The organism is Curtobacterium sp. MCPF17_001 (genome assembly GCF_003234615.1).
In the GTDB taxonomy this organism is placed as follows: Bacteria; Actinomycetota; Actinomycetes; order Actinomycetales; family Microbacteriaceae; genus Curtobacterium.
This window is the reverse complement of sequence record NZ_QKSL01000022.1, coordinates 1-22,843: the sequence shown is the minus strand read 5'-3', so window position 1 is coordinate 22,843 and position 22,843 is coordinate 1. Positions and strand designations below refer to the sequence as shown.

The following is a 22,843-nucleotide window of genomic DNA, read 5'->3' as shown; positions in this document are numbered from 1 at the left end:
CCGGCCGCTACCGCACGTCGCGCATGACGCGGATGGTGCCGAGGCTGCCGTCGGTCGGGTCCGGCAGGACCATGCCCGCCTCGAGTCCGCTCCGCAGGTAGTCGATGACCTCGGCGGTCAGCCGCTCCCCCGGGACGTAGGCGGGGATGCCGGGTGGGTAGGGCGTCGCCTGCTCGGCCGCGATCCTGCCCACCGCCTGCTCCGCCGGGACGGACTCGGCCGGGGCGAAGAACGCCTCGCGCGGGGTGACGACCGACTCGAGCTGGATGCCCGAGCGGTCCGGCAGCTGCACCGGGGGGTCCTGGTCGAGCCCGGGTGCCGCAGCCGCCAGGTCCTCGAGCGCCTGCACCAGCCGGTCGGTCGTGAACTCGTCGTCCGCGATCGAGATGTCGACGCCGAGGTGCCGGTGATCGGACAACCCGAGGTCGATCTGGTGGTGCTGACGGATCCAGTCGAGTGCGTGGTACCCGTTGATGCCGAGCGCCTGGATGTCGAGCAGCATGCGCATCGGGTCGAGCTCGTGCGACGCCTCGGCGTGCAGCAGCTCGTCGTGCAGCACGGTGATCCCGTCGATGGCGTCGATCCGCTCCCGGGTGCGGTCGGCCAGCTCGATGGCCTGCGCGATGCGGTCCGCGCCGTCCTGCACCATGTGTCGACGCCACCCGTCCATGGCGGCGTAGACGAGCACGTTCGGGCTGGTCGTCATGAGCATGTCGGCGCAGGCCCAGAGATGATCGTGGTCCACGAGGTCGCCGCGGAGGTGCAGGACGGACCCCTGCTCGAAGCCGAGGCCCATCTTGTGCACGCTCGTGACGCACACGTCGGCACCGGCGCTCATCGCCCACGAAGGCAGCTGCTCGGAGAACGGCAGGTGCGCGCCCCACGCCTCGTCCACGATGAGGGGCTTGCCGCGCTCGTGGCAGACCGCCGCGATGCCCTCGATGTCGGCGCAGGTGCCGTACGGGGTGGGGCTGACCACCAGCGCAGCGGCGGCGTCCGGGTGGGCGTCCCAGACCGCGGCGTAGTCCTCGGGCGACGGCGGGTGCGAGATCCCCTGGTCGGCGTCGAGCCGCGGTTCCACCCAGTGCGGCTGCAGCCCGGAGAACACCAGGCCTGCGGTCACCGACTTGTGGGCATCGCGACCGATCACGATGCCACCGTCGACGCCGGCCACCGAGAGCATCGCCGCCTTGACGGACAGTGAGCTGCCGCAGGTCGAGAAGAAGACCTTGTCCGCGCCCACGGCATCCGCCATCAGGGCCTCCGCGGTCGCGAGGTAGGCGTTCGACGACGTCCGGTCGTCGAGACCGCCGCTGGCGAGCACGTCGTTGCGGAACGGGTCCATCCCGAGCACCGACAGCGTCTCGGTGTCGACCCCGCGGCCCTGCCGGTGCCCGGGCGGCGAGAAGCTGTACCGGTTCATCGCGTGGTGGTCCCGCAGGGCGTCGAGGAACGGGGCGTCCGTCTGGTCCAGGTCGTCAGGCATGGACCCGGTCTATCCCGGGGTTCGTTGGGACCGCCTCAGCAACGACGGGCAGTGATCAGCCGACGGTCATCCGCGACAGGACCGACCCGTACTCGTCCAGCTCGTGCTCGACGACCTCCGCCAGGGGTCCCTCGTCGCTCGACGTGATCCACGATGCGAAGCCGTCGTAGTAGGCGCGCACACCGACATCGGCGAGGACTGCGGCCTGACGGGCGTCTCCGAAGCGGGCGGTCAGGGCACCGTGCAGCGCGTTCGTGATGGCGGACCGCTTGAAGACGGCACGTTCCTGCAATTCGGGGCTCGACGCCAGGATCGTGTCGAGGCGGCGGCCGGTGTCCCGGCGGTCGGCCGTGTGGATCGTGCAGAGCGCGGCGACCGCCGCGCGGAGCGCGTCGAACGGCTGACTGTCGGCAGGGGCGCTCTCGACACCCTCCATTGCGGACACGACCAGGGCCTCCTGGCCTTGGAACAGGATCTCGCGCTTGTCCGCGAAGTGGCGGAAGAGCGTCGTCCGGGTCAGGCCGGCGTGCTCGGCGATCTGCGCCGCGGTGGTGGTGTCGTACCCGCGCGCGCCGAAGAGCTCGATCGCCGCCTGCAGCAGCCGTCCCCGGGCATCCGGTTCCCATCTGGCCATGTCCACATCTTAGCTGATGCAACTCAGTCACATCAGTCGTGTATGGTGATGGTACTGAGTCACATGACCAGTGGCTCCGGTCGGAACACCCGCCGGAGCATCCCCGCTCCTGATTGGACGAAGACCATGCGCGTGTTCATCACCGGCGCTTCCGGCTGGATCGGAACCGCCCTCACCACCGAACTGCTCGCCGCGGGGCACGAGGTCGTCGGCCTCGCCCGCTCGGAGGCCTCGGCCGCGAGGATCGTCGCCGCCGGTGGCACCGCGGTGCTCGGCGACATGCAGGACCACGACCTGATCGTCTCCGAAGCGACGAAGGCGGACGCCGTCGCCCACCTCGCGTTCACCCTCGACTTCTCCGAGTTCGAGGAGACCGTCGACAACGAGGTGCAGCTGATCGGCAAGATCGGCGCTGCCCTCGAGGGCAGCGGCAAGGCCTTCATCGCCGCCTCCGGCACACCGATCCTGTTCGGTCAGACGGCGACCGAGGACGACGTCCTCGACCCTGAGGGACCCGCTGGAGCACGAGCCCGGACCGCATCGGCCGTCCTCGCGCTCGCGGACCGCGGCATCCGCTCGGGCCTGGTCCGGATGCCCCGCAGTGTCCACGGTGAGGGGGACCGAAACGGCCTCGTCGCCGCGCTCGTCGGCCTCGACCGACAGCTGGGGACCGCCGCGTACGTCGGCGACGGGCAGAACCGCTGGCCGGCCGTGCACATCAGCGACGCCGGCCACCTGTTCTTCCTCGCCCTCGAGAAGGCTCCGGCAGGTGCCGTGCTCCACGCCGTCGGCGAGGAGGGCGTCCGGATGCGCGACGTGGCCGAGGTCATCTCCGCGAAGACCGGCCTCCCTGCCGCTGCGGTGGACCCGGAGCAGCTGGGCGTCTTCGGCGCGCTCCTCGGCGGCGACCAGCCCGCCACGAGCACCGCCACCCGTGAGCTCGTCGGTTGGGAGCCGACCGGGCCCACCCTGCTCGAGGACCTCGAAGCCGGGTACTACACCTCCTGACCCCGCGCACATCGCCGTCCGCACATCGCGGGCGGCGGTGTGCCTGTCACCTGGCCGGTACGACCGGGCACCTCGATCCCCGAAGGAACCTCCTCATGTCCACTTTCGTCCTCGTCCACGACGCCTGGCACGCCGGGCAGGTCTGGGACCGCATCGTGCCGCTCCTGGAGGCCGCTGGTCACGCCTGCCACGCCCCCTCGCTCACCGGCCACGGGTCGCGAGCGTCGCTGCTCGGACCCGAGGTCGGCCTGCACACGCACATCGACGACGTCACGAGCCTCATCGAGGCCGAGCACCTCGACGAGGTGGTCCTCGTCGGCCACGGCTACGCCGGCCTCGTCATCGAGGGCGTGGCCGATCGCGTCCCGGAGCAGGTCGGCCAGCTGGTCTACCTGAACGGGATGATCCCCGCGGACGGTGAGTCCGCGGTCGCCATCGACCCACCGACGCGCCGGAGAGTCGAACGGGCGGCGGGGTCGGACACGCCGTGGCGCGTCCCCGCGGACGAACGGACCGCCGACGGGTGGTTCGGTGTCACGGACCCGGCCGACATCCGCCTCCTGGAGGCCGTCATCGGCGACGAGTCCGCCCGCTGCTTCACGGAGACGGTGACGATCCGCAACCCGCGCAGCTTCCGGATCCCCCGCGCCCACATCGACTGCATGCAGGGCCCGTCGCCGGAGGCCGCACGACGGTCGTTGCCGAGCCGACAGCCCAACGGCGATCCTGCCGTCGTCTGGCAGCTCGACGCCGGTCACGACTGCATGGTCACTGCCCCCACCGCGCTGGTCGAGCTGCTGCTCCGTTTCCCGGCGGAGCGGTCATGAGCACGACAGCCGATGCCGGGCAACAGACCCGGCCGATCCCGAAGGTCGCGTCCCTCGCCCTGCTGAGCGCCGTCGCCGCCTTCTCCGTCCTCCAGAGCATGGTGCTGCCCGCGCTCCCCGAGATCCGCGAGGACCTGCACGCATCCGTCAGCGCATCCTCCTGGGTGCTCAGCGCGTTCCTGCTCGTCTCCTCCGTCTCCGCCGTCACGCTCGGACGACTCGGGGACATGTTCGGCAAGAAGCGACTGCTCCTGATCAGCGTCGGCGCGCTGCTCGCCGGATCCGTCATCGCCGCGCTCGCACCCTCCATCACAGTGCTCGTCGCCGCGCGCGCCCTGCAGGGCATCGGCGCCGCCGCGTTCCCGCTCGCCTACGGGCTCGTGCGCGAGATCGTGCCACCGAACCGGGTGCCCAGTGCCATCGGTGCCGTCAGCAGCACCTTCGGCATCGGGTTCGCCGTGGGACTGGTCCTGCCCGCACCACTGCTGGCCGCAGGGGGCTGGCCGGCGGTCTTCTGGCTGAGCAGCCTCGTCGATCTCGCCGCACTGGTGTTGATCGCCGTGATGATCCCGGAGTCCGCCGATCGGGTGCCCGGCAGGGTGGACTGGTGGGGAGCCGTGCTGCTCGCCCTGGCGCTCTCGGCGGTGCTCCTGGCGATCAGTGAGACGCGGGCGTGGCCGCCACCGGTGGTCCTGACGGTCGCGGCCGTGGGTGTCGTGGCCCTCGTCGTCTTCGTGCTGCTCGAACTCCGCATCGAGGAGCCCCTGGTGCAACCACGTCTGCTCAGGAACCCGGCGGTCCTGGCCGCGAACGTCGGCGGGCTCCTGGTGGGGTTCGCGCTCTACGGTGCGTTCAGCATCATCCCGCAGTTCGTGCAGACCCCGCCCGCCCTGGGCTACGGGTTCGGTGCGACCTCCCTGCAGGCCGGACTGCTGCTGTTCCCCACCGCGGTGACGATGGTGCTCGTCGGCCCGATGGCCGGCCGAGCGGGCATCCGCTTCGGACACGCGCAGACCCTCGTCGCGGCCGGGATCACCGGCGTGGTCGGGTACGCGTTCCTCGTGCTCGCAGCCGACTCGATCCGGGCGATCATCGCGTGCACAACGATCCTCGGCGTGGCGGTCGGACTCGCCCTCACCGCGATGGTGAACCTCATCGTCGAAGCCGTCGACCCGACGGTCACGGGACAGGCGACCGGTCTGAACACGATCCTCCGGACGATCGGCGGCGCCCTCGGCGCACAGATCACCGGAGCGATCATCGCCTCGTCCTCCGCCACCCTGGCTCCGAGCACAGGCTACCGCATCGCCTTCGCGTCGTGCGGAGTCGCGCTCGCCCTCGTGGCAGCAGTCGCCCTCACCGCACGTCGGCGCTCGGCCCGCTGACGATCGAGACGCACCGGGAAGGTCAGTCGCTCGGAGGCCACAACCATTCGGCTTCGAGGTCGCCCTCGACGAGGTGCGCCAGCTTGCCGAAGTAGTCCTGCATGTGCGGCTGCTGCACATGGCGTGCGATGTCCGCCCCGGACGACCACCGCTCGTAGAACGCGAACGCACCGGACTGCTCCTTCGTGGTGTGCACCGAGTACTGCTCGTAGCCCTGTTCGGCTCGGACCGTCGGGATGATCGCGCGGATCGCATCCTCGAGCTCCTGCTCCTTGCCTGCCTGAGCGCGGGCGAACCCGTAGACGGCCACCGGAGTCGTCGAGGCGAGGACATCGGCGGGCATCAAGCCGTCAGGGACGGTGTCTTCAGTCGTGCTCATGGGGACTTCTTCCTTCGTGTCGCTGCAGTTCGGAGCGTGCGTTCCGAACGAGGTCAACGCTAGGAGTGGTCACTGGCACGATCAATGCCTGAGAAGTCCGGTTCGATGTCCGGAACGACCACGAGCGACGACTTCCTGGCGCTTCTGGATGGAGGGTCGTAGATTCGCCGCATGGACGTCCTCTCCGAAGTGCTCGACGTCTCCGGAGTCCGGGGCAGTGCGGGCGCCCGGATCGCGGCTGCCGGCGACTGGGGCGCCGAGTGGGTCCGAGATCGCGACGCCGTCGTCTACGCGGTGACGGCCGGCATCGCCTACCTGACCGTCGACGGCGACGTCCCGATGCTCTTGACGACGGGCGATGTCGTCATCCTCGCGACCGGTGCCGCCCACTCGCTCTCCAGCGCACCAGGAGCCGACATCCACTCGTGCGACGTGGCGGCCGCGGACGAGGCCCGCCGTCGCGGTGACCTCCTGCGTCTGGGCGACGGGGAGCCCCAGACGCAGATCCTGGGTGCCTCGTACTCCCACGATCCCGCCGGGTCGATGCCGGTCTTCGCCCTGCTCCCTCCCGTGATCCACTTCCGGGCGCAGCAGCTCGACGGGAACCTGGCGGACGTCATCCGACTCCTCGGGAGAGAACTCACCCGCCCCGGACTCGCGACCCACCTGGTCCTCGACCGTCTCGTCGACGTCCTCCTCGTCGAGATCCTGCGAACCTGGCTCGCCTCCACTCCGGACGCTGACGTCTCGTGGTGGGGAGTCCTCCGCGACCCACTCCTGATGCGAGCCGTCACGAGGATCCACGAGGCGCCCGGCCACCCGTGGACGACCGAGGCCCTGGCGCGCGAGGTCGCGACGTCGAAGCAGACGCTGATGCGCCGCTTCGCGACGTTCGCAGGCATCACGCCGGGCGACTACCTCACCCGCTGGAGGATGGACCTCGCAGCCCGTCGGCTCCGCGACACCGACGACGCCCTCGTGACGATCGCCGCGGACGTGGGCTACACCTCCGTCTACGCCTTCAGCCGAGCGTTCCGCCGCGAACGCTCTCTCCCACCAGGGCGGTACCGGACGGAGTCCCGCCCGGGCGAGCGGTCCACCCCGGGAGACGACGGGTGAACGCTCCGCGATCGTGATCGCGCACGTGCCTTCGCGACCAACCCGCATCACGGTGCAGCGACGAGGACTGCGAACGTCGGCCGGTGATCGGAGCCGGCCCGGTCGAGCCCGTTCAGGACGGAGAACGTGGCCGGTCTCCAGCTGGCCCCCGCGAACACATGGTCGATCGTCGCACCCAACGAGCCGGGGAGCGCCGCCGGCCAGGTCCCCTGGGGGTCCTGACCCAGCCTGGTGGCGCAGTCAGCACACTCGCCGAGCGTCCGCGAAGGGCTGATCTCGTCAGCGGTTGCGTTGAAGTCGCCGATCGCCACGGCATTGCCTCTGCATCGGCTCGCCGCCCACTCGAGATGCTCACGCCACAGCGTCGCGCTGCTGATGCTCGGTCGCTGCAGATGGGTGATCACGAGCCGTGGGGCCTCGGCGTCGGAGGGAACGGCAACGAACCCTGCCCACGGCGGGGTGTCGGTGTGGTCGACGCGGTACTCACCCAGCGACCGTGACACCAGCAGCGTCGCGGATGAGCTGTTCCAACCGAGGATCTGCATGTCGCGCTGCTTCGCGATGGTCGCCAGCGAAGTCTTCGCGATCTGCGTGGAGTACTCCGGTAGCACCACGACGTTCGGGTCGGTCTGGGTGATGAGGGTCTGGATCGTCGTCACGTCGACGTCCTGCTGAGCCGTGTTCCATTCGAGGACGCGAAGCGTGCCCTTCCCGGAAGCCGCGACCCGGGCAGGGTCCCCGCCCGGGGACCGCACGACGGCGGGCACCGCGACCGCGACGCTGACGGCGAGGATGACGACCGCGGCGATGATCATGGCCCACCGCCAGCGCAGCACGATGGCGACGAGTGCCGTCACGAACGCGACACAGGCAACGACGACCAGGAACATCGCGTGGAATGCGACGAGCAGGGACAACAACGGCAGGTTCCCGTCACCGGGAGGCGGCAGGAGCATCGCGACGATCAGCAACACGGCGGCGACCGACACCAACGCGATCGAGGCTGCCCTGCGGGCAACCAGCGCGACGCGACGCCCCCTCATCGCACCAGAGTAGGCGCTCCCGAACTCGCTTGACGCCAGCCCCATGCCCCGCTCCTCGAACCTCGATCGGAACGGAACGGAACGGGCGGCCTGACATGCGGCGCATCGCGATCCCCGCCGGGGAGGCCGAGCTGATGGCGACCCCGGAACGACGAAGGCCCCGGAGATGATCTCCGGGGCCTTCGTGATGTTTCCTGACTGTGCGCTCGAAGGGACTCGAACCCCCAACCTTCTGATCCGTAGTCAGATGCTCTATCCATTGAGCTACGAGCGCGTGGCCCTTGCGAGCCGTGGAAGACTCTACAACAGCTCCGGTCGCAGCGCCAATCGAACGGCCCCGGCCGGCGCACCCGGCGTGTCGCCGAGGGTCAGGAGACGGTCGGCTCCTGGTCGAAGACCTCGGCGAGGAACACCTGCAGCGCCTGCCACGACCGGCGGTCCGCGCGCTCCTGGTACTGCGCGCCGTGGTCGGGTGCGTCGGTGCCGGGGACCGCGAAGGCGTGCATGGCGTCGGCGTAGGTGACGACCTGCCAGTCGATGTGCGGAGCGCTGCGCATCTCGTCCTGCCAGGCGTGCACGGCCTCGTCCGGCACGACCGGGTCCGAACCGCCGGTCAGGACCAGGAGCTTCGCGCGGACCTGGTCCGCATCCGAGGGGTCGTGGGCGATGAGGCCGCCGTGGAACGAGACCGCCCCGACCAGGTCGGCACCGGACCGGGCGAGTTCGAGCGCACCCGAGCCACCGAAGCAGTACCCCATCACGACGACCTTCGACGCGTCGACGTCCGGGTCGGCCAGCAGCCGGTCGAGTCCGGCGCGCAGGCGGGCACGGAACAGGGCGTTGTCGCCGTAGAAGCGACCGGCGACCTCGGCAGCGCTGTCGTCACCGGGGCGGATGCCGGCGCCGTAGACGTCGGCTCCGAAGGCGACGTACCCCAGGCGGGCGAGCATCGTCACCCGCGCTTCGACGTGCTCGTTCACCCCGTGCCAGTCGTGGATGACGAGCACGGCCGGACGGGGACCGGCGACGGCCGCGTCCTTCGCGAGCACGCCCTGCAGCGGTGCGTCGTCGTGGGCGTAGTCGACGGTCTCGACACGGATGTCGGAGCCGGCGGGTGCGGGGACGGTGGAGAGGACGTCGTCAGTGGTGGTCACGTCGACGCACGCTACGCCTGCTCGGTGACGAGTCGTCCGTGCTCACGCGTCGACGTTGTCCCAGTCGGCCGGCCCGCCGGACCCCGCCGCGTACTCGTCGAGCGGCACGTCGCCCGCCCGCCATGCGGTGAGGAACGGTTCGACGACCTTCCACCCCTGCACGGCGCTGTCCCCGCGGACCGACAGCGTCGCGTCGCCCTCGAGCACCCCGGCGAGCACCTCACCGTAGGCGCTGAGCCGTCCGGGGTTGAAGGTGACCTCCATGGCGGTGTGGTCGATCGTGTACGGGTCGCCGGGGCCGTTGACGTTGAGTTCGAGCTGCATCTCGTCCGGCGCGATCCAGATGCACAGGCGGTCCGGCTTGTGCGCTCCGGTCAGACCGTCGGGTACGTGCGGGGAGTCCTTGAACGTGATGAGGATCTCACGGCGCTGCCTGCCGAGCGCCTTGCCGGAACGCAGTGTGAACGGCACGCCCGCCCACCGCCAGTTGGCGACCTCGAGCTTCAGCTGCGCCAGGGTCTCGGTGCCGAGCGACGGGTCGACGCCCTCCTCGTCCGCGTAGGACGGCATCGAGCGGTCCCCCACGGTGCCGGCCGTGTAGCGCGCCCGCTTGCCAGCGGTCAGCGGGTCGCCGCCCCAGGGCCGGACGGCGCGGAGCACGAGCTCCTTCTGGGTCCGGAGGTCCTCGGCGTCGATCGAGGCAGGTGCCTCCATCGCGACGACCGCCATCACCTGGAGCAGGTGGCTCTGGATCATGTCCACGAGCGCGCCGGCCTTGTCGTAGTAGCGGGCACGACCCTCCAGTCCGAGGGTCTCGTCGTAGACGATGTCGACGCGCGCGACGTGCTGCGACGACAGCAACGGCTCGATGATCCGGTTGGCGAACCGCAGACCGAGCAGGTTGAGCACCGTCGATCGGCCGAGGAAGTGGTCGACGCGGTGGATCCGCGACTCCGGCAGGAACGAGTGCAGCAGGTCGTTGAGGTGCTCGGCGCTGTCCGCGTCGGTGCCGAACGGCTTCTCCAGCGCGAGCCGGGTGTGCGCGGGCAGGTCCAGGTGTGCGAGCTGCTCGCAGCTCTTCTCGGTGACCGCCGGCGGCAACGCGAAGTAGATGGCGGGGTCGTACCGGCAGTCCGCGAGCAGCGCCGTCAGGTCGTCCGGGTCGGTGACGTCGGACTTCCGGTACGAGGACGCGTCGACCACGGCCTGGAGGCGCGGGGACAGTGCCGTCTCACCGGTCGCGCCCTCGTCCTCCTCGTTCTTGGACGCCTGAGCGTTCTCGAACGCCTCGTGCACGAGGTGCTTCCAGTCGGCGTCGGAGATGTCCTCGACACCGGCGCCGACGAGCTGGATCTCCCAGTCCTCCTTGACGTCGAGGAGGGTCGCGAGGCCGGGCAACAGCAGGCGCTTGGACAGGTCGCCGCTGGCTCCGAGGATGAGCAGTGTGGTCTGGAGGCTCGCCATGCCCCAGAACGTACTCACCCGTTCCCGAGCAGGACCGGGTCTGCCGGTACGGTGGTCGCGGTGCAGACGCGCGGGAGCGTCGGCACGGCGCGAGGGAGCACCATGACGACAGAGGGCAACGTCCACGCACCCGGTGCGGGTCAGCAGCTGGCCGGTCCACCACGGGCGGAACCAGCGCGGGGCGGGCGGCTGCGGGTCGCCGTCGTCGGCACCGGGATGATCGCCGCCGTGCACGTGCGTGCCGCGCGGGCGGCCGGAGCGGACGTCATCGGTGTGCTCGGGCGGAACCGGGAACGCTCCGAGCAGGTGGCGCAGCAGCTCGGCCTCGAGCAGGGGTACGCCGACCTGGACTCGGTGATCGCCGACCGGCCGGACGTCGTGCACATCTGCACGCCGAACGACCAGCACCACCCGCAGGCGCTCGCGGTGATCCGCGCGGGCATCAACGTGGTGTGCGAGAAGCCCCTCGCGGTGTCCGCCGAGCAGGCCGACGAACTCGAGCGGGCCGCGGCCGAGGCCGGGGTCGTCGCGACGGTGCCGTTCGTGTACCGATACCACCCCATCGTGCGGGAGATCCGCTCCCGGATCGTCCGCGGAGAGCTCGGTCGGGTGCTCGCCGTGCACGGCCACTACCTGCAGGACTGGATGCTCGACTCGGACGCGTCGTCGTGGCGGGTCGACTCCGGTGCCGGTGGGCAGTCCCGGGCTTTCGCGGACATCGGGTCGCACTGGTGCGACCTCGTCGAGTTCGTCATGGGCGAGCAGTTCGCCGCGGTGAGCGCGGTGACCGACATCGTCTACCCGACCCGGCCGGCGGCGTCCGGTCCGTCGTTCTCCGGCACCCCGGACCCCGATCCGATCGGGGACGCGGCCGAACGGGCCGAGGTCACGACGGAGGACACCGCGGTCGCGACCTTCCGGACCGGCAGCGGCCGGATCGGCAACGTCGTCATCTCGCAGGTGTCGGCGGGTCGGAAGAACCGGCTGTGGTTCGAGGTCGACGGGACGCTCGGGTCCGCGGCCTTCGACCAGGAGCAGCCGGAGTCGGCCTGGTTCGGGAACGAGACCGGCGCCCAGATCGTGGTCCGCGACCCGTCCCAGGGCTCGCCCGACCAGCGCCGTCTGGCGGTCGTCCCGTCCGGGCACCCGCAGGGCTACGTCGACGCGTTCGCGGCCTTCGTCGCCGACACCTACACCGCCGTCACGACCGGCACCGCTCCCGAGGGTCTGCCGACCTTCGCGGACGGCGCCCGGTCGGCACGCATCATCGACACCGTGGTCGCCAGTGCCGGCGACCACGCCTGGAGGGAGATCCGATGAAGCTGGGGATGCTGACCGCCTGCCTGCCCGGATGGGACCTCGGCCGGATCGCGGAGTTCGCGAGCGGTCAGGGCTACGAGCGACTCGAGGTCGCCGTCTGGCCGGGCACCGGCGGCCGCGACTTCGAGGCCGCGCACCTCCCCGTGGCGACCCTCACCGACGAGGACGTCCAGGCGACGCGGGAGCTGCTCGACCGCACCGGACTCGAGATCTCCGCCCTGGCCTACTACGAGAACAACCTGCACCAGGACCCGGCCCGGCGCCAGGAGGTCCGCACCCACCTCAAGCACGCGGTCGACGCCGCGCAGCGCCTCGGGGTCCCCTACGTCGGCACGTTCATCGGCCGCGACAACACCAAGAGCGTCCGCGAGAACATGGCCGAGGGCGACCGGGTCCTGCCGGAGCTGCTCGACTACGCCGGCGAGCGCGGCGTCCGCCTGGTCATCGAGAACTGCGTGATGGAGGGCTGGCACCCGGACGGCTACCCCGGCAACATCGCGTACTCCCCCGAGCTCTGGGACTGGGTCACCGGGCTCGGCTTCGGGCTGAACTGGGACCCGTCGCACCTGACGTGGATCGGCATCGACCCGGTCGAGACGATCCTGCCCTTCGCCGAGCACATCGTGCACGCGCAGGCGAAGGACGTCGAGCTGTTCCCCGAGCGGCGGAACCGGTACGGCTTCTTCGGCAAGGTCGACAAGGGCGACGACCCCTGGGAGATGGGCTGGTGGCGCTTCCGCGTGCCCGGCCGAGGCGTCGTCGACTGGCCGCGAGTCGTCGACCGGCTCTACGAGGCCGGCTTCGACGGCACACTGAGTGTCGAGCACGAGGACCCGCTCTGGGGCGGAGACGACGTGAAGGTCCTCGAAGGTCTCCGCATCGCCCACCGGACGCTGCGGCCCCTGATCGCGGCCGAGTGAGGGGCTGACGGGAGGTCCGGATCACGCGGGCGGACCGGCTCACGTGGTGCGGGCCTCCCGTCCGGCGACCGTGCGCTGGGAGCACGCGGACCCCGCGCGAGCACCCTGGGCGCATGAGCCAGAACGTGAGCGAATTCGTCCTCGACCGCATCCAGGCGTGGGGCGTGACCCGCGTCTACGGCTACCCCGGAGACGGGATCGGCGAGTTCGACGGCGCGCTCGGCAAAGCCGACCGTGCCGGTGAGGGCGTCGAGTACATCCGCCCCACGCACGAGGAGATCGCCGCCCTGATGGCGACCGCCCACGCGAAGTTCACCGGCGAGGTCGGGGTCTGCGTCGCGACCTCGAGCCCCGGCGCGTTCCACCTGCTCAACGGGTTGTACGACGCGCAGATGGACAACCAGCCCGTCGTCGCGATCGTCGGGCAGCAGGGCCTGGCGGCCGTCGGGACGTTCACGCAGCAGGAGTCGAACCTCGAGCGGGTGTTCGCCGACGTCGCCTGCTACGTCGAGACCATCACCACGCCCGACTCCGCCGGGGTCATCGTGGACACCGCGTTCCGGACCGCGATGCTCCGGAAGCAGCCGGCCGTCGTCGTCCTCCCCCACGACGTGCAGGCGATGAAGTGGTCGGCGCCGGGTTCCGAGCACTGGGTGTCCCGCTCGAGCGACGTGCCGGCCTCGACCCGGATCACCCCGCCGGCCGAGGACGTCCGGAAGATGGCCGAGATCATCAACGCCGGTCAGCGGGTCACCTTCCTCGTCGGTGCGGGCGCTCGTGGTGCCACCGACCAGGTGATCGCCGCGGCCGAGAAGGCCGGCGCCGGGATCATCACCGCACTGCGGGGCAAGGACGTCGTGCCCTCGGACGTGCCGTTCCACACGCAGCAGGTCGGACTCCTGGGCTCGCGGCCGAGCCTGACGCAGATCAAGGAGTGCGACACGATCGTCCTCCTCGGCACGAACTACCCGTACGGCGAGTACCTGCCAAAGGTGGGGCAGGCCCGCGGCATCCAGGTCGACATCAAGCCCGAGCAGCTCGGCCTGCGGTACCCGAACGAGCTCAACATGTGGGGCGACGTCGGGGCAACGCTCGACGCCCTGCTCCCGCTGCTCGAGCAGAAGGACGATCTCGGCTGGCAGGAGAAGCTCGCCGACGAGATGCGTGAGTGGGAGGCCGAGATGGGCCGCCAGGCCGAGGTCGCGTACAGCGACGGCGTCAACCCGCGCCGGGTGATCCACGCCGTCAACGAGCGGCTGCCGGAGGGCGTGACGGTCACCTGCGACGCCGGCACCACCGCTGACTGGTACGGGCACCACATCCGCCTGCGCCGCGGGATGCACGGGGACATGTCCGGCCGACTCGCGACCATGCTCGCCGCGATGCCGTACGCCGTGGCCGCGAAGTTCGCGTTCCCGGACCGACCGGCGGTGTGCACGATCGGCGACGGCGCCTTCCAGATGCTCGGGATGAACGAGCTGATCACGGTGAAGAAGTACATGCACCGCTGGCAGGACAAGCAACTCGTCATCGTGGTCATGCACAACGACGACCTCGGCCAGGTCTCGTGGGAGATGCGCACCGAGGACGGCAACCCGATGTGGCGCGGATCGCAGGACGTCGAGACGATGGACTACGCCGGGTACGCCGAGCTCCTGGGCTTCCAGGGCATCGCGGTGCACAGCGACGACGAGGTCGAGGCGGCCGTCGAGCGGGCCTTCGCCCACCAGGGCGTCACGCTCATCGACGCGTACGTCAGCCGGAGCGTCCCGCCGCTGCCGCCGCACATCACCAAGGAGTACGCGATGAACACGGCGAAGAGCCTGCTCAAGGGCGACCCGGTCGAGTTGGACGTCGTGAAGGACTCCGCCAAGGCGATGGCCGCCGAGGTCGTCGAGCGTGCGAAGGGTGCACTCGGCCGCGACTGATCAGGACGACGGGTCGGCGGTGTTCTGTGCAGTTGAACAACACGTGACGCCGCCGACCCGGGTCTGGCGTGTCGCCTGTGGATCCTCGTAGGTTCGGCAGGTCGCGTCCCCCGTCCGGGGGCAGAACCACCACACCAGGAGTCCTCACACGATGAGCCCGACCCACATCCCCGAGACCACCAGGCGGAGGCGCGGCATCGTCGCCGGCACCGCCCTCGCCACCGCCGGGGTCCTCGTCGCCCTCGGCGCCCCGACCGCCGCTTCGGCCGCCGAGGCGCCGACCGCCGCCGTGCCTCCCGCGGCCGCCGCCGCCGGCGACATGACGATCGACCTGTACGACGTCAACGACTTCCACGGCCGGATCACGCGGTCGATCTCGCAGACCGCGGGGAAGCCCACTCCCCGCGACGGTGACGCCGCCGGTGCGGCCACCGTCGCCGGTGCCCTCGACAAGCTCCGCGGACCCGACGCCTCGACGTCCGCCTTCGTCAGCTCGGGTGACAACATCGGCGGCTCGACGTTCGAGTCCTTCATCCAGGAGGACCAGCCCACCATCGACGTCCTCAACCAGATGGACCTCAGCGTCAGCGCGATCGGGAACCACGAACTCGACAAGGGCCAGGACGACCTCCGGGACCGCGTGATCGGGCCGGACGATGCTCGCAACGCGAAGTGGGACTACGTCTCGGCCAACATCCTGGACAGCGCCACCGGCGAGCCCGCCTTCGACCCGTACTCGATCCAGGAGATCAGCGGGAAGCGCGTCGGGTTCATCGGAGCCACCGTCGACCTCGTCGGGCAGGGGCTCGTCAGCCCGGACGGCATCGCCGGTCTCGAGATGGGCGACATCACCACCGAGGTCAACGGTGTCGCCGACGACCTGACCGACGGTGACGACACGAACGGCGAAGCGGACGTGCTCGTGCTCCTCGTCCACGACGGAGCGGAGTCCTCGGCTGCCACCGACCTCGACAACGACTCCGACTTCGCCCGTGCCGTGCACGGTGTCACGCCGAAGGTCTCGGCGATCCTGTCCGCGCACACCCACCAGACCTACGTGCACTCGGTCGTCCCCGACGGCGGCACGACTCCGCGTCCGGTCATCCAGGCCGGCTCCTACGGGTTCAACCTCGGACACGTTCAGCTCAAGATTGCTGCGGACGGCACCGTCACCCCGACCGTCGCCGAGAACATCCGCCTCGTCGACGGCACCTTCACGCCGGACGCCGGCGTCCAGCGGACCGTCGACGCAGCGGTCGCCGAAGCCGACGTGCAGGGTGCGGTCGAACTCGGCACCATCGACCGCGACATGCGGCGCGCCGTCCAGGGCGACGGCTCGGAGAACCGGGGTGGCGAGTCCACACTCGGCAACTTCGTCGCCGAGGTCCAGCGGGAAGCGACCGATCGACAGGGTTCGCAGATCGCGTTCATGAACTCCGGCGGACTCCGGGCGGACATGGCTGCCGGCCCGGTCACGTACAAGGAAGCGGCGGCGGTCCAGTCGTTCGCGAACACCCTGGTCGTCCTCGACCTGACGGGTGACCAGATCCGACAGGCACTCGAACAGCAGTGGCAGCCGTCGACCGCGTCCCGTCCGTTCCTCAAGCTCGGCGCCTCGGACGGCTTCGCGTACACGTACGACCCCCAGGCTGCCGCCGACTCCCGCATCACGTCGATGACGCTCGACGGCGAGGCGGTCGACGCGGCGACGACCTACAAGGTGACCGTCAACTCGTTCCTCGCGGGCGGCGGTGACAACTTCGCGGCGTTCAAGCAGGCCGCCGCGAAGCAGGACAGCGGCACGGTCGACCTCGAGGCACAGGTCGAGTACTTCCGTGCCCACCCGGAGGTGACGGCGCCGGTCGACCAACGTTCGATCGGCGTCCGCACGACGCCGGTCCCCGAGGGTGGTTTCCAGCCCGGTGACGCCGTGACGATCGACCTGTCCTCGCTGGTGTTCAGCAACGCCGGTGACCAGCGCGGCGACGTCTCGGTCTCCGCCAGGGACCAGGTGCTCGCCACGAGCCCGATCGACACCGCCGTCGTCGACAAGACCGACGAGCAGGGTCGCGCCTCGCTGACCTTCACGGTCCCCGAGCCGGGCGTCGCCCAGCCGGCAGCGCCGTCGACCGCGTCGCGCCTGGCCGCCACGGCCGTCGAGACCTCGGACGAGCCGCTCGTCGTGGAGCTGCCGAACGGGCAGCAGATCACGCTGGCCGTGACGGTCCCGATCGCGGTCGTCCCCGATCCCGGCACCGGTCCGGGTGAGCCCGTCGACGGCTCCGACCCGACGCCGACCCCCGTCCCCGGAAGTGGCGACGGGGGCTCCGGCGACGCCGGCCTCGGCGGCACCGGCACCGGTGTCGTCCCGATCGCCGGTGGCGGGATCGGCACCGCTGACGGTGGTGCCCTCGCCTACACGGGTGCCGAGCTCACGGCACCCGCCGTCGCGGCCGGGCTGCTGCTCCTCGCCGGGCTCACCGCACTGCTGGTGGTCCGCCGGAAGCGTGCCGCGCACGACGTGACCGAGCCCTCGGAGGGCTGACGCGCCTCCCGGCCCCGCGGATCACCGACGGGCCCGTCCACCGACCGGTGGGCGGGCCCGTCCTGCGTCCTCCGGCAGCCGACCGGAGGACGGTGCGTTCCTTCGTGGTCCGGCAGCCGCTCTCGGACAGCACGGGCGGTATCCGCATGTCATCGCGGTACGCTGCACCGGTCGCCACGCGCGATGCGCCGCGCCGGGTCGCCGGACGGTGGTTCCGCCCGATCGGACCCCGCGTCGCGGGTGTCCTCCGCCTCCAGGGAAACGGCGGAGGACACCCCTCTCACCCCCTGACGGTCGCCGGCGCCGTGCTCAGCGGAAGAGCTGCTCGCCGATGTACGAGCCCTTGCGGGGTGCCGGCGGGACCGCGAAGACCGCCGACCCGATGTGTGCGATGTACTCGTTGAGCCGGTCCGAGGCGCCGAGCTTCCGCTGCAGCCGGGTGAAGTGGTCCGGGTCGTTCATGTACGCCACGAACAGCAGTCCGGCGTCGAGCTGCCCGTACTGGTTGAGGCCGTCGGTGTAGTTGTAGCCGCGGCGCAGGATCTTCACGCCGCCGTTCGCCTCGTGTGCGGCGAGGGCGACGTGCGAGCGGGGGTCGATCGCGGGCGCTCCGTGCGTGGTCGCGTGGAAGTCCGGGGTGGTGTGCTCCTGACCGCCGGAGAGCGGTGCCCCGGTGACCTTCGTCCGGCCGAAGACCCGCTGCTGGTCGCTGACGACGTCGGCGTCCCAGATCTCCAGGTTCATCCGGATCTTGCGGACCACCTGGTACGTGCCGCCGGCCATCCAGTCGGCGTCCTCGTCGAGCCACACGAAGCGGTCGTGGTCGGCGTCGGTGGTGATGTTCCGGGTGCCGTCCTTGAAGCCCATCAGGTTCCGCGGTGTCGCCTGGGTGGGCCCGGCCGAAGCGCGCCCGAAACCGAGGACGGTCCACTTCACCGTCGCGCTCCCCCGTGCCATCCGGGCCAGGTCGCGGACCGCGTGGTACGCCACCTGCGGGTCGTCGGCACACGCCTGCAGGGAGAGGTCCCCGCCGGTCAGCCCGGACTCGAAGCGGTCGCTCGGCAGGGACGGCAGCTCGGCCAGGTCCGCCGGTCGCTTGCCGGCCAGCCCGAAGCGCTCGTCGAAGACCCCGGGGCCGAGGCCGACCGTGACCGTCAGGGACGCGGGGCCGAGGTCGAGTGCTTCGCCGGTGTCCGCGCCGACGCCGTCCCCGTGCGTGGGTTCGACACTGCCGATCGTCTGCCCGGCCTGCAGCTGTGCGATCGCGGCCGACCAGCGGGCGAGCAGCACCTGCAACTCGGTCGCGGTGCCGAGGGTCAGGTCGAAGGTCATGAACACGCAGTGGCGCTGCGGGTCGGTCCGGATACCGCCCTGCGGTGTCCCGGCCGCCGTCGCGTAGAAGGGATGGCTGCGGGACATGTCGACGGACTCGTCGCCGTTCGCCGCCGCCGCGAACGGGTCGACGCCGCTCGCCACCGCTGACCCGGCGATGCCGGCGGCCGCGCCGACACCGGCGCCGGCCACGGCCAGTCCCGCCCCGAGCAGTCCTCGGCGCGAGACTCCCCGGGTCTCGTCCTCCCGCGTGCTGCGGTCGTCGCTGTCGCTCACGCGGTGGCGACCTTCTCGGCCAGCCGGGACAGCGGGTCCTGCAGCGCCTGGACCTGCTGCGAGATCGCGTTCGCGTGTGCGGCTCGGGTGGCGGCGTCCCAGCTGTCGAAGCCGCCGAGCTCGTCGGCGTTCCGGAACCCGTCCATGAGCGTGTTCGTCGCGTCGAACTGCCGGGCGATCTGCTTCGTCAGCGCCGGGTCGAGCTTCGTCAGGCCGGGCTTGAGGTACGCGAAGGCCTGGCGGGAGCCCTCGACGTTCGCGGCCAGGTCGACGAGGTCGATGTGGCTGTAGGCCTCTTCCTCGCCGGTGATCTTGTTCGACTGGACCTCCTCGAGCAGGCCCGCGGCCCCGTTCGCCAGGTCCTCGGGCTTGTAGTCGAGCGTCGGCACGAGCTTCGCGAGCAGGTGCACGTTCGTGGCGAGGTCGTCGGCGTACCGCTTGGTGTCGGCGGTGATCGCACCGTTCGCGAACAGGTCGCGCTCGACGGCGTGGAAGCCGCTCCAGCCGACGGCCGGGTCGGCGTTCGAGGCGCGCATGTCGATGAGGTAGTCCAGGTTGCCGGCGTTGTCCGTCGCCTCGTGGCCCTGCTTCACGAACCCGTCGACATCGCTCTCGACGTGCTCGTAGTACGGGCGGGCGTTCGCGTAGGCGGTCTTCGCGGCGGCCAGGTCCCCGGCGTCGACGTCCCTCTCGAGCGCGTCGACGGCGGTCACCATGTCGGTGACCTGGCCGTCGACGTACTCGGCGTACCCCTTCGTGCCGTCGCGGAGCAGGCTCGCGGCGCTGCTGTTCGCGGTGGACTTCACAGAGCCGGTGACGGTCAGACCGGTGAGCTCGTGCTCCGCGCCCGGGCAGTACACCTGGTACTTGCCGCCGGTGAGCGTCGCGGTGAACGAGACGGGGTCGAGTCCCGGCGCCAGGTTCTCCTTCTCGCCGAGGATCCGCTGGTCCTGCAGCAGCTCGACCTCGGTGATCGCGGTGGACGACTGGTTCTCCACCGTGAAGGTCACGGGACCGGCGGCGACCTTGCTGGTGCTCACGGCGCAGCGGTCGGAACCGTCGTTCGTCAGGGTGACGGTGACCCGGGCCACCTTGCCGGAGGTCTCGGTGGCGTCGCCCGCGGCGGTCCCGTTGCTCGCGCAGCCGGTGAGGGCGAGTGCCGCGACGGCGCCCAGCGCGCCGAGGCGCCCCCGCGTGGTCAGGGGTCGGACGGTGGTCGCTCTACCGAACGGCATCGGTGCTCCTTGCGGTCGCCGTGACGGGTGGGCCACGGGTGGGGGTGGTCGAGGGGACGGTCGAGTCGGGCAGGCCGAGGCGACGGCGGTCCCGGAGGGCGAGCAGCACCTGCGCGGCGGCGGCGATGCCGAGCGCGAGGGGCAGCCAGCGGGTCCAGAGGGCCAGCTCCGCGGTGCGGGTCCGGTCCGCCGCCAGGGCGGCGGTCGTCCGGTCGACGGTGGCGCGCGGCACCGCCCAGACGGTGCGGTCGAGGGTGCTGGTCCGGGCGGTCGGGAGGCCCCCACCGGCCAGCGTGAGCACCGAGCGTTCCGCGCGGCTCGCGTCCACCACGCCGCCGTCGGCGGTCCACAGCGTCACGGTGTCGTGGGTCGCCCAGGAGGCCCGGTACGGCCCGGGGGCGCTGCTCGGCGAGATGCCGACCGGGATCCGGCCGAACAGCTGCACGACGTCGTCGAGCGTCAGGGTGGCGGGCTGGTCGGTTGCCGCTGGGTCCGAGGGCGCGCGGTCCGACGTCAGGCGCCACCGGTCGGTCGCGGTGCCGTCGCGGGTGACACGGCGGTGGGCCGATGCGGGGAGGGTGATCCGGGCCTCCCGGCCGGTGCTGCCGCTGCTGCTGCCACCGACGCGGAGGCTGGCGGAGGACCCGGAGACCCGTGCGGTGACGGACGAGGCGTCGCCGGTGACCCGGGCGGTCGCGGGGACGTCGGGGTGACCGGTCGGCACGGCGACGGCGAGCGCGAGCGCCGCGACCACGAGGCCGGACGCGACCGCGATCCGGACGGCGGGGACGCGGACGACCGACGGCTTCCAGCGGCGCGGCCAGAGCGACAGGGCCAGGACCGGGACGACGTAGAGCACCCAGCCGAGCACCTCGACGACCCGCGGGTCCGGCGGGATGCCGAGCACGCCGGTGACCAGGGCGCCCTGCACGGACCCGTTCGGGGCGAGCCAGGCGAGGTCGACGGTGCGCTGCTGTCCGATCACGACCCAGCCGGCCTCGTGCGCACGGCGGAGCACGGTGAGGACGAGACCACCGGCGACGAAGACCAGGAAGACACCGGTGCCGGTGAAGAACTTCGCCAGGTCCAACCGGACGCCCCCCGTGTAGATGCCGTACCCGACGACGACCGCGGCCGCGATGCCGACCACGGCGCCGACGGAGGCGAGGCCGGTGTCGCTCGACGCCTGGAAGGTCGCGAGGAGGAAGACCGAGGTCTCGAAGCCCTCCTTGAGGACGGCGAGGAACGCCATGCCGGCCAGCGCCCACGCGGTGCCGCGACCGAGGGCGGCGGACGCGCTGGCCTCGAGCTCGCGGCCGAGGTGCCGGGCGTGGCTCCGCATCCAGACGATCATCCCGGTGACGAACACCACCGCGACGATGCCGATGAGCGCCTCCATGGCCTCTTGCTGCGCCTGCGGGAGCGCCTGCTCGACCGCCTGGAGCCCGAGCCCGACGGCGATGCTGAGGAGCACGGCGACGCCGACACCGGTCCACATCGGGGCGAGCGGCACGCGGTTCCGACGGAGGAACGCGGCGATGATCCCGACGATCAGGGTGGCTTCGAGGCCTTCACGGAGACCGATGACGAGTGTGGCGAGCATGACGAAGGTGAGGCTAACCTAACCGGCGCGCGAACCGCCAGCGGAGACCGCGTGCGCTTTGATGGTCCTCATGAACCTGCTGACGGTGGACGGCCTCGCCGCCGTGACGAACGTGCTCGACCTCGCCGGGGTCTTCGCGTCCGCACTGCTCGGTGGCGCGGTGGCACGGTCGATGGACTTCGACCTGTTCGGCTTCCTCGTCGTGGGGTTCGTCTCGGGACTCGGTGGCGGCATGCTCCGCGACGTCCTGCTGCAGGACGGACCGCCGGTCGCACTCACCGACCCGCTCTACGTCCCGGTCGCGGTGGCCGGGGCGCTGGTCGCGTTCTTCGTGTCGTTCTCCGAGCGCGGGTGGGACCGGCTGTTCACGTTCCTCGACGCCGCCGTCATCGGGTTCTGGGCGGTGGTCGGCGTCCAGCGCACGTTCGACGCGGGGCTCGAGTGGCCCGCCGCGATCATCATGGGGACCATCACGGCGGTGGGCGGCGGGGTCGGGCGCGACCTGCTGTTGCGCCGGGTGCCCGCGGTGTTCGGCGGCAACGCCCTCTACGCCTCCGTCGCCGTCGCTGCGTCCGCCGTGATGGTCGGGGCGTCCGCGCTCGGCTCCCCGACGATCGGCATCGTCGCCGCCGTCGTGCTGTCGCTGCTGCTGCGCTGGGGAGCCGTCCGCTGGGGCTGGGGTCTGCCGAACGGTCGCAACTGGCAGCCGCAGTCCCGGCTCGCCTCGCTGCTCCGTCGCGGCCGCGGGCGGGGGCGGACGCCGCGACCGGTCCGTCCGGGTGCCGCCCGGTTGCTGCGGCGCCCCGGGCAGCGCGCCGGTGCGGGCGGCGTGCACACCGGGAGCATCCGACTCGACGGCGTCCACACCGGCACCCTGCCCGTCACATCGGACCAGCCACATCCCGTGGACCACGGCGAGGACTGACCCGCCGCCCTGTTCACGACGACCACCAGGTCGTACACTCGAGACCGCCGGGTATCGACTCGGCTGCACTCCCTCCGAGCACGGACCGACGTGACCCGAAGACGGCGGTCCTGACACCGGGTGTGCAGGCACCAAGTGTCGGCACGAGGGGCCACCGCTCCGCGCGGGATCAGCAGCGGCAGCACCGGCCGGGAGGCCCGGATCACCCTCCCCGCATCGGCCCACCGCCGTGTCACCCGCGACGGCACCGCGACCGACCG

General features: G+C 71.2%; 18 protein-coding genes and 1 tRNA gene. 9 read left to right on the top strand and 10 right to left on the bottom strand.

Annotation, left to right across the window (positions count from 1 at the left end; all coding sequences use genetic code 11):
- Positions 1 to 7: 7 nt before the first annotated feature.
- Together DEJ24_RS15435 and DEJ24_RS15430 are read right to left on the bottom strand one after the other, a co-directional pair.
- Positions 8 to 1,486, bottom strand: a complete 1,479-nt coding sequence (locus DEJ24_RS15435; RefSeq protein WP_258374847.1) for an aminotransferase class I/II-fold pyridoxal phosphate-dependent enzyme — start codon at positions 1,484 to 1,486, stop codon at positions 8 to 10.
- A 55-nt stretch (positions 1,487 to 1,541) separates the two neighbouring features.
- Positions 1,542 to 2,120: a TetR/AcrR family transcriptional regulator gene (locus tag DEJ24_RS15430; protein WP_146245997.1), complete on the bottom strand. Its 579-nt coding sequence runs from the start codon at positions 2,118 to 2,120 to the stop codon at positions 1,542 to 1,544.
- 63 nt (positions 2,121 to 2,183) lie between these two features.
- Between DEJ24_RS15430 and DEJ24_RS15425 the strand changes: the two genes are divergently transcribed.
- The 3 genes from DEJ24_RS15425 to DEJ24_RS15415 all read left to right on the top strand — a co-directional run bounded on the left by DEJ24_RS15425 (position 2,184) and on the right by DEJ24_RS15415 (position 5,340).
- Positions 2,184 to 3,128 carry an SDR family oxidoreductase gene (locus DEJ24_RS15425; protein ID WP_220036727.1) on the top strand — a complete coding sequence of 315 codons (945 nt, stop codon included), beginning with the start codon at positions 2,184 to 2,186 and terminating at the stop codon, positions 3,126 to 3,128.
- A gap of 95 nt (positions 3,129 to 3,223) precedes the next feature.
- Positions 3,224 to 3,955 (top strand): alpha/beta hydrolase, encoded by a 732-nt coding sequence (locus DEJ24_RS15420; protein WP_111079373.1) that lies wholly within the window; start codon positions 3,224 to 3,226, stop codon positions 3,953 to 3,955.
- Positions 3,952 to 5,340 carry an MFS transporter gene (locus DEJ24_RS15415; RefSeq protein ID WP_111079372.1) on the top strand — a complete coding sequence of 463 codons (1,389 nt, stop codon included), beginning with the start codon at positions 3,952 to 3,954 and terminating at the stop codon, positions 5,338 to 5,340. The genes DEJ24_RS15420 and DEJ24_RS15415 overlap by 4 nt, the downstream gene beginning before the upstream one ends.
- A gap of 22 nt (positions 5,341 to 5,362) precedes the next feature.
- On the opposite strand, the gene DEJ24_RS15410 is transcribed toward DEJ24_RS15415, so the two are convergent.
- The gene (locus DEJ24_RS15410) at positions 5,363 to 5,719 is read right to left on the bottom strand and encodes a putative quinol monooxygenase (RefSeq protein ID WP_111079371.1); all 357 of its coding nucleotides are present in this window, start codon (positions 5,717 to 5,719) and stop codon (positions 5,363 to 5,365) included.
- A gap of 171 nt (positions 5,720 to 5,890) precedes the next feature.
- Here DEJ24_RS15410 and DEJ24_RS15405 point away from each other — a divergent pair, with 171 nt between their 5' ends.
- Positions 5,891 to 6,838, top strand: a complete 948-nt coding sequence (locus DEJ24_RS15405; protein ID WP_111079370.1) for an AraC family transcriptional regulator — start codon at positions 5,891 to 5,893, stop codon at positions 6,836 to 6,838.
- Positions 6,839 to 6,885: 47 nt separating this feature from the next.
- Here the strand turns inward: DEJ24_RS15405 and DEJ24_RS15400 are convergent, their stop codons facing one another.
- The 4 genes from DEJ24_RS15400 to DEJ24_RS15385 form a co-directional block, all read right to left on the bottom strand.
- Positions 6,886 to 7,881, bottom strand: a complete 996-nt coding sequence (locus DEJ24_RS15400; protein WP_181436632.1) for an endonuclease/exonuclease/phosphatase family protein — start codon at positions 7,879 to 7,881, stop codon at positions 6,886 to 6,888.
- Positions 7,882 to 8,082: 201 nt separating this feature from the next.
- Positions 8,083 to 8,155 (bottom strand) — tRNA-Arg (locus DEJ24_RS15395).
- A gap of 94 nt (positions 8,156 to 8,249) precedes the next feature.
- Positions 8,250 to 9,035, bottom strand: a complete 786-nt coding sequence (locus DEJ24_RS15390) for a dienelactone hydrolase family protein (RefSeq protein WP_111079368.1) — start codon at positions 9,033 to 9,035, stop codon at positions 8,250 to 8,252.
- A 42-nt stretch (positions 9,036 to 9,077) separates the two neighbouring features.
- Complete coding sequence (locus DEJ24_RS15385) at positions 9,078 to 10,499, bottom strand: glucose-6-phosphate dehydrogenase (RefSeq protein ID WP_111079367.1); 1,422 nt, start codon at positions 10,497 to 10,499, stop codon at positions 9,078 to 9,080.
- 102 nt (positions 10,500 to 10,601) lie between these two features.
- Here DEJ24_RS15385 and DEJ24_RS15380 point away from each other — a divergent pair, with 102 nt between their 5' ends.
- The 4 genes from DEJ24_RS15380 to DEJ24_RS15365 all read left to right on the top strand — a co-directional run bounded on the left by DEJ24_RS15380 (position 10,602) and on the right by DEJ24_RS15365 (position 17,212).
- Entirely contained in the window at positions 10,602 to 11,819 is a 1,218-nt protein-coding gene (locus DEJ24_RS15380; RefSeq protein ID WP_111079388.1) for a Gfo/Idh/MocA family protein, read from the top strand.
- Positions 11,816 to 12,739, top strand: coding sequence for a sugar phosphate isomerase/epimerase (locus DEJ24_RS15375; RefSeq protein WP_111079366.1), 924 nt, complete (start codon positions 11,816 to 11,818; stop codon positions 12,737 to 12,739). Before DEJ24_RS15380 ends, DEJ24_RS15375 begins: the two co-directional genes overlap by 4 nt.
- A 113-nt stretch (positions 12,740 to 12,852) precedes the next feature.
- Positions 12,853 to 14,667 carry a thiamine pyrophosphate-requiring protein gene (locus tag DEJ24_RS15370; RefSeq protein WP_111079365.1) on the top strand — a complete coding sequence of 605 codons (1,815 nt, stop codon included), beginning with the start codon at positions 12,853 to 12,855 and terminating at the stop codon, positions 14,665 to 14,667.
- Positions 14,668 to 14,818: 151 nt separating this feature from the next.
- Positions 14,819 to 17,212: a bifunctional UDP-sugar hydrolase/5'-nucleotidase gene (locus DEJ24_RS15365; RefSeq protein WP_111079364.1), complete on the top strand. Its 2,394-nt coding sequence runs from the start codon at positions 14,819 to 14,821 to the stop codon at positions 17,210 to 17,212.
- A gap of 309 nt (positions 17,213 to 17,521) precedes the next feature.
- On the opposite strand, the gene DEJ24_RS15360 is transcribed toward DEJ24_RS15365, so the two are convergent.
- Genes DEJ24_RS15360 through efeU form a run of 3 tightly spaced genes read right to left on the bottom strand, consistent with a single transcriptional unit; the run spans position 17,522 to position 21,658 of the window.
- On the bottom strand, positions 17,522 to 18,820 hold the full coding sequence (locus DEJ24_RS15360; protein WP_111079363.1) for a Dyp-type peroxidase: 1,299 nt from the start codon (positions 18,818 to 18,820) through the stop codon (positions 17,522 to 17,524).
- On the bottom strand, positions 18,817 to 20,055 hold the full coding sequence (efeO, locus tag DEJ24_RS15355) for an iron uptake system protein EfeO (protein ID WP_111079362.1): 1,239 nt from the start codon (positions 20,053 to 20,055) through the stop codon (positions 18,817 to 18,819). The genes DEJ24_RS15360 and efeO overlap by 4 nt, the downstream gene beginning before the upstream one ends.
- Entirely contained in the window at positions 20,042 to 21,658 is a 1,617-nt protein-coding gene (efeU, locus tag DEJ24_RS15350) for an iron uptake transporter permease EfeU (RefSeq protein WP_111079361.1), read from the bottom strand. Before efeU ends, efeO begins: the two co-directional genes overlap by 14 nt.
- Positions 21,659 to 21,728: 70 nt before the next feature.
- On the opposite strand from efeU, the gene DEJ24_RS15345 reads away from it, so the two are divergent.
- Positions 21,729 to 22,583 (top strand): trimeric intracellular cation channel family protein, encoded by an 855-nt coding sequence (locus DEJ24_RS15345; RefSeq protein ID WP_111079387.1) that lies wholly within the window; start codon positions 21,729 to 21,731, stop codon positions 22,581 to 22,583.
- Positions 22,584 to 22,843 lie beyond the last annotated feature (260 nt).

Coding starts and splice junctions, on each gene's coding strand:
- efeO (WP_111079362.1), bottom strand. CDS start 20,055: ATGCCGTTCGGTAGAGCGACCACCGTCCGACCCCTGACCACGCGGGGG.
- DEJ24_RS15385 (WP_111079367.1), bottom strand. CDS start 10,499: ATGGCGAGCCTCCAGACCACACTGCTCATCCTCGGAGCCAGCGGCGAC.
- DEJ24_RS15380 (WP_111079388.1), top strand. CDS start 10,602: ATGACGACAGAGGGCAACGTCCACGCACCCGGTGCGGGTCAGCAGCTG.
- DEJ24_RS15435 (WP_258374847.1), bottom strand. CDS start 1,486: ATGCCTGACGACCTGGACCAGACGGACGCCCCGTTCCTCGACGCCCTG.
- DEJ24_RS15405 (WP_111079370.1), top strand. CDS start 5,891: ATGGACGTCCTCTCCGAAGTGCTCGACGTCTCCGGAGTCCGGGGCAGT.
- DEJ24_RS15400 (WP_181436632.1), bottom strand. CDS start 7,881: ATGAGGGGGCGTCGCGTCGCGCTGGTTGCCCGCAGGGCAGCCTCGATC.
- efeU (WP_111079361.1), bottom strand. CDS start 21,658: ATGCTCGCCACACTCGTCATCGGTCTCCGTGAAGGCCTCGAAGCCACC.
- DEJ24_RS15365 (WP_111079364.1), top strand. CDS start 14,819: ATGAGCCCGACCCACATCCCCGAGACCACCAGGCGGAGGCGCGGCATC.
- DEJ24_RS15370 (WP_111079365.1), top strand. CDS start 12,853: ATGAGCCAGAACGTGAGCGAATTCGTCCTCGACCGCATCCAGGCGTGG.
- DEJ24_RS15420 (WP_111079373.1), top strand. CDS start 3,224: ATGTCCACTTTCGTCCTCGTCCACGACGCCTGGCACGCCGGGCAGGTC.
- DEJ24_RS15430 (WP_146245997.1), bottom strand. CDS start 2,120: ATGGCCAGATGGGAACCGGATGCCCGGGGACGGCTGCTGCAGGCGGCG.
- DEJ24_RS15375 (WP_111079366.1), top strand. CDS start 11,816: ATGAAGCTGGGGATGCTGACCGCCTGCCTGCCCGGATGGGACCTCGGC.
- DEJ24_RS15410 (WP_111079371.1), bottom strand. CDS start 5,719: ATGAGCACGACTGAAGACACCGTCCCTGACGGCTTGATGCCCGCCGAT.
- DEJ24_RS15415 (WP_111079372.1), top strand. CDS start 3,952: ATGAGCACGACAGCCGATGCCGGGCAACAGACCCGGCCGATCCCGAAG.
- DEJ24_RS15345 (WP_111079387.1), top strand. CDS start 21,729: ATGAACCTGCTGACGGTGGACGGCCTCGCCGCCGTGACGAACGTGCTC.
- DEJ24_RS15425 (WP_220036727.1), top strand. CDS start 2,184: ATGACCAGTGGCTCCGGTCGGAACACCCGCCGGAGCATCCCCGCTCCT.